Source organism: Pedobacter sp. (assembly GCF_035566355.1).
Taxonomy (GTDB): Bacteria; Bacteroidota; Bacteroidia; order Sphingobacteriales; family Sphingobacteriaceae; genus Pedobacter.
On record NZ_DATMRL010000450.1, the window covers coordinates 1 to 7,870 of the forward strand.

Sequence of the window (7,870 nt, forward strand, 5' to 3'; positions counted from 1 at the left end):
CGGCGCAGGGACAGGTTTTTCTGGTGCTTTTGGAGCGCTACCTGCAGGTTGAACAACAGCAGGCATGTCAGTTTTTACATCAGTTTTTTTTTTAATCTGATCGTTATCAGTTAGAGAATTGGATGTTGGTAATTGAGCCAATTGCAATACTGAGGGGATGTGACACATTTTAATCAGCGCCAACTCCACTTGAAGTCGTTGGTTTTTGCTGTTCTTGTACGAGAGATCACATTGATTGGCCAGATTCAGTGCTGTCAGAATAAAAGAAACTGAGGTTTGCTGGCTTTGGCTAATATATTTTTGTTTGATATTCTCGCTGACTTCAAGAAGCTTAACCGTCTGTGGGTCTTTACCCACCAATAGGTTTCTGAGATGGCTGGCCAATCCGTTAATAAAATTGTTGCCATCAAAACCATTGTTTAAGATCTCATCAAACAACACCAGAGACTGGCTTACATTTGCAGAGGTCAGGTATTCTGTAAGTTTAAAGTAGTAATCGTAATCCAGGATGTTTAAATTATCGATAACAGATTTGTAGGTGAGGTTTTTATTGGTATAACTCACAATCTGATCGAACATAGATAAGGCATCCCTCAATCCACCATCTGCTTTCTGCGCAATAATATGGAGACCATCTGCTTCTACTGCAATATGCTCCCGCTGAGCGATTTTATTCAGATGACTGGCAATATCTTCTACCTGAATGCGATTGAAATCGAAGATTTGGCAGCGGGACAATATGGTAGGCAGGATTTTATGCTTTTCTGTTGTTGCCAGGATGAATATGGCATAAGATGGGGGTTCTTCCAGCGTTTTTAGGAAAGCGTTAAACGCATTTGCCGAGAGCATATGTACCTCATCTATAATATAGATTTTGTATTTTCCTGCCTGTGGCGGTATCCTTACCTGGTCAATCAGGCTTCTGATGTCATCAACCGAATTATTTGAAGCTGCATCAAGCTCATGAAAGTTAAAGGAATGTCCGGTCTGGAAGGAAATACAGGATTCACAGGTGCCGCATGCCTCTTGTTCCGCCGTTAAATTGGTGCAATTGATGGTTTTTGCCAGGATACGGGCGCAGGTCGTTTTTCCTACCCCCCTTGGCCCGCAGAATAAAAAGGCCTGGGCCAGCTGGTTATTCTTAATAGCATTTTTTAAAGTTCCGGTGATGTGGTGCTGTCCTACAACGGTTTCAAACGTTGCCGGGCGATATTTGCGGGCCGATACTATAAAATTCTCCATTCGCCAACGAAATTATAAAATTTTTACCGAGCAAAAGATTTTTGTGGAAAATAAACGCATTCCTGTGCAAAATGTAATTTTGATTAGGAAATAGGAGAAGAAAAAGTATTTTTGCCCAAAAATCAGATATGAAACGCTTTCTTTTCGGCCTTTTTATGGCTGTCCCTGTGCTTTCTTTTGCGCAATCCAATTTTCAAAAAGGCTACCTGGTTACCAATAACCAGGATACTATCAGAGGATTTGTTGATTATAAAGAGAGAAGTGCAAACCCCACTTCTTTTAACTTCAAGACAGATTTAAATGGCGAAACAAAGGGCTATAGTCTTAAAGAATGCTCAGCCTACGGCATTGACGGAATGGAATCCAGTCAGCGTTACACGGTCAGGATCAGTCAAAGCAAAACAAATTTCAGCGATCTTTCCAACGGTCTGGATACCAGTTCAAAAACAGATACGGTATTCCTGAAAGTTCTTCAGTCTGGAAAAAACATGACTTTGTTTTCTTATGAGGATAAGATCAAAAAGAGATTCTTTGTCAAGGAAGGCGGGATGTCTGTACCTTATGAACTGATTCAGAATCTCTTTCTGGCACCGAATAAAGAGAGTGTATTTATTACAGATAATAAATATATACGGCAACTCATGGAAATCATTACAAAACTCAATATTGATATTTCCGAAGACAAACTAAAATCACTGCGGTACTCAGGACCTGAGTTGGTGAAGCTGTCTTTCCGGATCAATGGAGAAACTGAGGTTAAGAGCAAATATAAATTCATCCGGTTTTATGCAGGGGCTGGTTTGAGTTCCAGTAAGGCTTCCTTTCAGGGACAAAATGATCTGGCTTCAAAAGAAGCAACTCATAAAAGTTCAGTGATGCCTACGCTTCAGGCGGGAATTGATATGTTTCTCAACCCGGCTATTGGAAAATTTATTTTCAGAACAGACTTTGCCTTTTTTAGCAGTAAGAATAAAGTTTCGCTTGCTGAATCGGGTAACGAATATATTTCTGATCAAAGCCAGGCTTTTGACCAGTTGTCGCTGACCCTGACTCCACAGTTTATTTACAATTTTTATAATACCAGCGCCTGGAAGGTTTTTCTGGGTGCAGGTCTGGGATGTAATTTCTCCAAATATTCGAATATTGTCTATTCAAGGTACAATTCGTTCAGGAAAGAATACGAAACCCAGGAAGATACATTCAAGCCAGAGAATTTTAATTTTTCCTTTCCGGTTTCTGCGGGGATAGTTTTGAATAAAAAGATAGAACTTTCCGTAATGTACAGCATGCCTACGTCCATTACAACCTATACGATGTTCAGCGCATCTATGCAAAGATGGAAGTTTGGGGTCAATTACCTGTTCGGGAAGTACTAAATCTTTTGATACTCTTTGTATTAATGGAAAATAATTAATACATTTGCAGCCCCGTTCGTAGCGGGAAATTAAATTAAAAAACAAATAACAATGAATCAGTACGAAACTGTTATCGTTCTAACCCCGTTGTTATCAGAAGAAGTAGCTAAAGAAACCATCGCGAAATTTAGCAAAATCATTTCTGATAGCGGAGCCGAAATTGTTCAAGAGGACAATTGGGGTTTGAGAAAATTAGCATATCCGATTGAAAAGAAAGCAAGCGGATTTTTCCACCTTACAGAATACAAATCTTCAGGTGAATTAATTAACAAGTTAGAGTTGGAGCTTAAACGCGATGAGCGTGTTTTACGTTTCTTAACTGTAAGATTAGACCGTCACGCGGTTGCTTACAACGAGAAAAAACGTAGCGGAGCTTTTAACAAAAAACCTAAAACGGAGGCTGCAGTATAATGGCAAAGGATCAAATACAATATGTTACCGCTCCAAAAGTGGACGATAACAGAAAAAAATATTGCCGTTTCAGAAAGAATGGTATTAAATATATCGATTACAAAGACGCAAACTTTTTGTTAAAATTCATCAATGATCAAGGTAAAATTTTACCTCGCCGTTTAACTGGTACTTCATTGAAATTCCAACGTAAAGTAGCTCAGGCTGTAAAACGTGCTCGTCACATCGGTTTGTTACCTTTTGTTGCTGACCAATTAAAATAGGAACTGAGAGATGGAAATTATTTTAAAACAAGATATCAAATCCCTAGGGGAGAAAGATGATATCGTTACAGTAAAGCCAGGTTATGGTCGTAACTACCTGATCCCTCAGGGATTTGGTCAGTTGGCTACACCTTCAGCTAAAAAAGTATTAGCTGAAAACCTGAAGCAAGCTGCTTTTAAACAAGATAAAATTAAGAAAGATGCTGAAGGCATTGCTGAGCGTTTAACTGAGGTTAAATTGACAATTGGTGCTAAAGCTGGTGAGACAGGTAAGATTTTTGGTGCTGTAAACACGATTATGATTGCTGATGCATTGAAACAACAAGGTTTTGATGTTGACCGTCGCCGTATCACTTTCGAAACTGAGCCTAAATTTGTTGGCGAATATGTGGCCAACTTAAACTTACACAAAGAAGTGAAAGTTAAGGTTCCTTTCGAAGTTGTAGCTGAGTAATCTTTATACAACATAAAAAAAGCTTCCTGATTTTCAGGAAGCTTTTTTTATGTCTTTATTTTAGGATCTATCTCCGTCTTTTGGCTCTTGCTTCATCGATCATTTGTCTGATCTTTTTGATGTCGCTCTTAGAAAAGCCGCTTACTTCTACCTTATTTCCGTTCAGGAAAAGCCTTAGTGTTGAAAAACCAATCATAGGCGTGTCTACCTCAATGGAAGTAATGTCTTCGTAGTTGAGGTATTTGGAATCTCCGCTGAATAATCCCGGTGATTTAATCTCAATACTGTTTTCTTCTAAATAAATCTCAGTTGGAAAAACCTTGTTGCCTTCTGAAAGACGGGATGCTGTAAACTTCATATCAATTTGTTGTCAGTTAAGACCTGGTTAACGGGGTCTGTGCAAAGGCAAATTTAGAGAATTATTTAGGAACTTAGAGCGGAGTGAAGAAGGATTTATAAAGCGGATTGATGTTTTTATTACCTTTGGGCAATGGCACAAAAAAAACGTTCAGCGACAAAGACTAAATCACCTCTTTTAAAAAAAATAACTTCAATACTGAGCCGGATACTGATCTGGTTTTTAAGTGTGAGCATTTTATGGGTGCTGGCTTACCGCTTTATCAATCCGCCAATTACCTTGCTGATGATTGAACGTAATATTGAGCGGAAGGCCGATGGAAAGACCTTCAAAACCGATAAAAAATGGATGCGCTTCGAGGATATCTCAGACAATATGAAAAGGGCAGCTGTATCGGCCGAAGATCAGCTTTTTTTGAAGCATATGGGTTTTGATATTAAAGCAATTGAAAAGGCTTATGAAAGCAATGAAAAAGGAAAAAAGGTAAAAGGAGGAAGTACCATTTCTCAGCAGACAGCAAAAAATGTATTTCTCTGGCCTGGCCGTTCCTGGATCCGTAAAGGTTTTGAAGCTTATTTTACCTTGCTGATTGAGATGCTGTGGAGCAAAGAACGCATATTGGAAGTTTATCTGAACGTGATAGAAATGGGAGATGGAATCTATGGGGCTGAGGCTGCTTCCCAGGCTTACTATGGTAAATCCTGCAGTTCGTTAAGCCGTGCCGAGGCCGCATTGATCGCAGCTTGTTTTCCAAATCCTTTGCGCTGGACACCTGCACACCCAACCCGTTACATTCAGCATCGTCAATACCTGATTATGCGAAATATGCGAAGATTGGGGCCGCTTGACTTCTAATTTATTAATAAACATTTACAATTTTTTTGAACTAGTCCTGCGGACTGCGACGGTTGTATATTAAGATGTACATCTTCGGATCCATGGTGTCTTTTCATATTTCTTTCTTTAAGGAGTAAGGGTAAAATGGATGCAAGTTGTCCTATTGTAAATGCATTATTATATTAAATTTCTTTTATGTTCCTGTTCTTAAGGTTGCTGTTCCTACCCCGGTTTTTTTATGCCATTTCATATTGTTGTTATCTGTTAAGCATTATAGGTTACCGATCTGTCCTTCTGTTGTTGTTCTTTTGCGCTGCGGCGAAAGTTAACGGACAAGTCTCTATGGTGACAGGCACGGTTAAAGATAAGATCACAAAGCAACCTATTCCATCTGTGAATGTCGTTTTCGCGGGGATTCCCGGCGGCGTGGTATCCGATCCTGATGGACATTTTAAAATCAGAACGGCTAAGGCAGCAAAAGTCATCAGGTTTTCTGCTGTCGGATTTAAAACACAGGAGCATCATTTGGAGCGTTTGATCGTGGAGAATCTACTGATCGAGCTGGAAGAAAATGCCCAGCAGCTCGAAGGTGTAAGTATCCGGGCCAGTCAACGTCCCCGTTATAAAAACCGGGGCAATGAAGCTGTAGAGTTGATTCGAAAAGTGATTGCACATCAAGAGCAGAATATTGGTCCTTCAAACCAGAGAATAAGTTTCAGACAGTATGAGAAACTGAATTTATCGGTCAGTATACCTAATGAATTGAGGTCAAAATCCTCCCTTTTACGTAAATTTCCCTTTTTGGCGAAAACGGCAGATACTATTCTTCAGCCTGGAAAAACGCTGGTTCCTGTTTTTATGCAGGAAAAGTTAAGTCTGCATATCCGCAAGGAACTAGCAGATAAGGATAAGGTGAAGTTTTTAGACAGTAAGGAGTCCAGGATTGATCAATATCTTGACGAAGACGGCATTGACCAGTACCTGGAAAGGATTTATCAACCCATAGATATTTATGACCACGATATTGGCCTTGGGGGGCAGAAATTTTTAAGCCCGGTAGCTTCACTGGCACCTGAGTTCTATAAATATTTCATTATAGATACGCTGAAACGTGATGCAGGGTCTGTGGTGCACCTTATGTTTAGTCCTAGAAATAAACAGGACATTCTGTTTATGGGAGAACTTTATATTAGCCTGGATGGCCGTTATGCTGTTCAGCACGCGATCCTGTCTGTCAACAAGGAGATTAATCTCAATTGGGTTAAGGATCTTCAGATTAAAGTTAGTTATGGGCTTGCGTCAGATGATAAATATCACATTTCTAAAAGCGTAATGGCTATGGATCTTGGTCTTTTTAAAGGGAAGTACAGCATTTTTGGAGAAAAGACCATTCTGAACAATGATTACCTGACCGGGGTAGCGGTACCTGATGTGGGAGATTCTCCTGCGCCAGAAATAAAGGAAGGAAAAAAACTGCCTTTTAGCCGCCCAGAAGAATTGTCTCCCCTGGAAAAAAATGCCTATAAGAATATTGACAGCTTAAAGCAATCTTCCAGGTTTAAGACCATTATGGGATTTACCGCCTTTGTCTTGTCGGGATATCAGAAGGTTGGCTTTATTGATATCGGTCCTGTTGGGTCTTTTTATAGTTTTAATCATGTAGAAGGCCGGCGGTTCAGAATCAGCGGGAGGACCAATGATGATTTTAGTCAGAAAGTGGTGTTGGAGGGACATCTTGCTTACGGCTTACGGGATGAGCAATGGAAATATGCTTTGGGCGCCACCTATTCTTTTAAGCCTTCTGGTGTCTACCAGTTTCCCGTCAGTACTTTTACACTGAGGTATAGCTATGAGACGCAAATTCCGGGTCAGGATCTGAATTTTATAGAAGATGATAACTTTTTACTGTCGTTTAAAAGAGGCTTAAATGATAAATGGTTGTATAACCGGAAATGGTCTGCAGAATATTTTCAGGAAACCAAAGATCATTTTTCTTTGCGTGCTGGTTACAGGAATCAGGAACTTGACCCCGCAGGAGGATTGGTCTTCAGAACAGGTCATCCCGAAGAACGAATCATTAAAGATATTCATCTCTCCGAATTTGTGACAGAGCTGCGATGGGCACCCCATGAGCAGTTTTACCAGGGCAAGCGTTTTCGCAGACCCATAAGAAATGAATTTCCCATATTTACCCTAAGAGCTGGCGCTGGATTTAAAGGTTTCCTTGGCGGTGATTACAACTATCAGAACGTTTCTCTGAATATTTTTAAGAGGTTATATCTGGCTCCATTTGGACATTCGGATCTGATGCTGGAAGGTGGTGCCGTTTTTGGTAAGGTGCCCTTTCCTTTGCTGGTGATCCACAGGGCGAATCAAACCTATGCCTACCAGCCACAATCCTATAACCTGATGAATTTTATGGAGTTTATGAGCGATCGCTATACCAGTTTGCATATTGACCATGCCTTTAATGGGTTCTTTTTAAACAAAATCCCTCTGGTAAAAAAACTACAGCTGCGTGAGGTTGCTTCATTCAAAGTTCTGTACGGTGGAATTTCAGCCAAAAACCTTCCACAGAATGATCCTGATCTTTTTCGTTTTCAGCATGACCGTGAAAACAGGCAAACGTCTTTTGCACTGGATAAAACACCTTACATGGAGGGTAGTGTTGGTATTTCAAACATCTTTAAAATTCTTCGTGTAGACTATGTGAGAAGATTTACTTACCTGGATCACCCGAATGTACCCAAATGGGGAATTAGGGCCAGGATACATGTGGATTTCTGATCCGGTTTTCCTATCTTCAAAAGCAAATATGCTTTTTGAAGAGGATGACCGTAATTTCTGGGAACAAATGCGACTGGGTGACAAGCAGGCGCTTTTTGAACTG

Annotated in this window: 8 protein-coding genes; 6 read left to right on the plus strand and 2 right to left on the minus strand. The window is 40.2% G+C overall.

The window, feature by feature from the left end; translation table 11 throughout:
- A partial coding sequence (locus VNZ46_RS17360) for a DNA polymerase III subunit gamma/tau (RefSeq protein WP_325561307.1) occupies positions 1 to 1,242 on the minus strand: 1,242 nt, incomplete at its 3' end.
- A gap of 128 nt (positions 1,243 to 1,370) precedes the next feature.
- On the opposite strand from VNZ46_RS17360, the gene VNZ46_RS17365 reads away from it, so the two are divergent.
- The 4 genes from VNZ46_RS17365 to rplI all read left to right on the plus strand — a co-directional run bounded on the left by VNZ46_RS17365 (position 1,371) and on the right by rplI (position 3,785).
- Entirely contained in the window at positions 1,371 to 2,618 is a 1,248-nt protein-coding gene (locus tag VNZ46_RS17365) for a hypothetical protein (RefSeq protein ID WP_325561308.1), read from the plus strand.
- A gap of 90 nt (positions 2,619 to 2,708) precedes the next feature.
- Positions 2,709 to 3,068, plus strand: coding sequence for a 30S ribosomal protein S6 (gene rpsF / locus VNZ46_RS17370; protein ID WP_108549806.1), 360 nt, complete (start codon positions 2,709 to 2,711; stop codon positions 3,066 to 3,068).
- Positions 3,068 to 3,331: a 30S ribosomal protein S18 gene (gene rpsR / locus VNZ46_RS17375; RefSeq protein ID WP_012780908.1), complete on the plus strand. Its 264-nt coding sequence runs from the start codon at positions 3,068 to 3,070 to the stop codon at positions 3,329 to 3,331. Before rpsF ends, rpsR begins: the two co-directional genes overlap by 1 nt.
- Positions 3,332 to 3,341: 10 nt before the next feature.
- The gene (gene rplI / locus VNZ46_RS17380) at positions 3,342 to 3,785 is read left to right on the plus strand and encodes a 50S ribosomal protein L9 (protein WP_108549805.1); all 444 of its coding nucleotides are present in this window, start codon (positions 3,342 to 3,344) and stop codon (positions 3,783 to 3,785) included.
- 67 nt (positions 3,786 to 3,852) lie between these two features.
- Here rplI and VNZ46_RS17385 read toward each other — a convergent pair whose 3' ends face one another.
- On the minus strand, positions 3,853 to 4,143 hold the full coding sequence (locus VNZ46_RS17385) for a hypothetical protein (protein WP_325561309.1): 291 nt from the start codon (positions 4,141 to 4,143) through the stop codon (positions 3,853 to 3,855).
- 132 nt (positions 4,144 to 4,275) lie between these two features.
- Between VNZ46_RS17385 and mtgA the strand changes: the two genes are divergently transcribed.
- A complete protein-coding gene (gene mtgA, locus VNZ46_RS17390) occupies positions 4,276 to 4,998 on the plus strand; it encodes a monofunctional biosynthetic peptidoglycan transglycosylase (RefSeq protein ID WP_325561310.1) in 723 nt (240 codons plus the stop codon).
- Between the two features lie 177 nt (positions 4,999 to 5,175).
- Positions 5,176 to 7,767 carry a DUF5686 and carboxypeptidase-like regulatory domain-containing protein gene (locus tag VNZ46_RS17395; RefSeq protein ID WP_325561311.1) on the plus strand — a complete coding sequence of 864 codons (2,592 nt, stop codon included), beginning with the start codon at positions 5,176 to 5,178 and terminating at the stop codon, positions 7,765 to 7,767.
- The last annotated feature ends 103 nt before the right edge of the window (positions 7,768 to 7,870 follow it).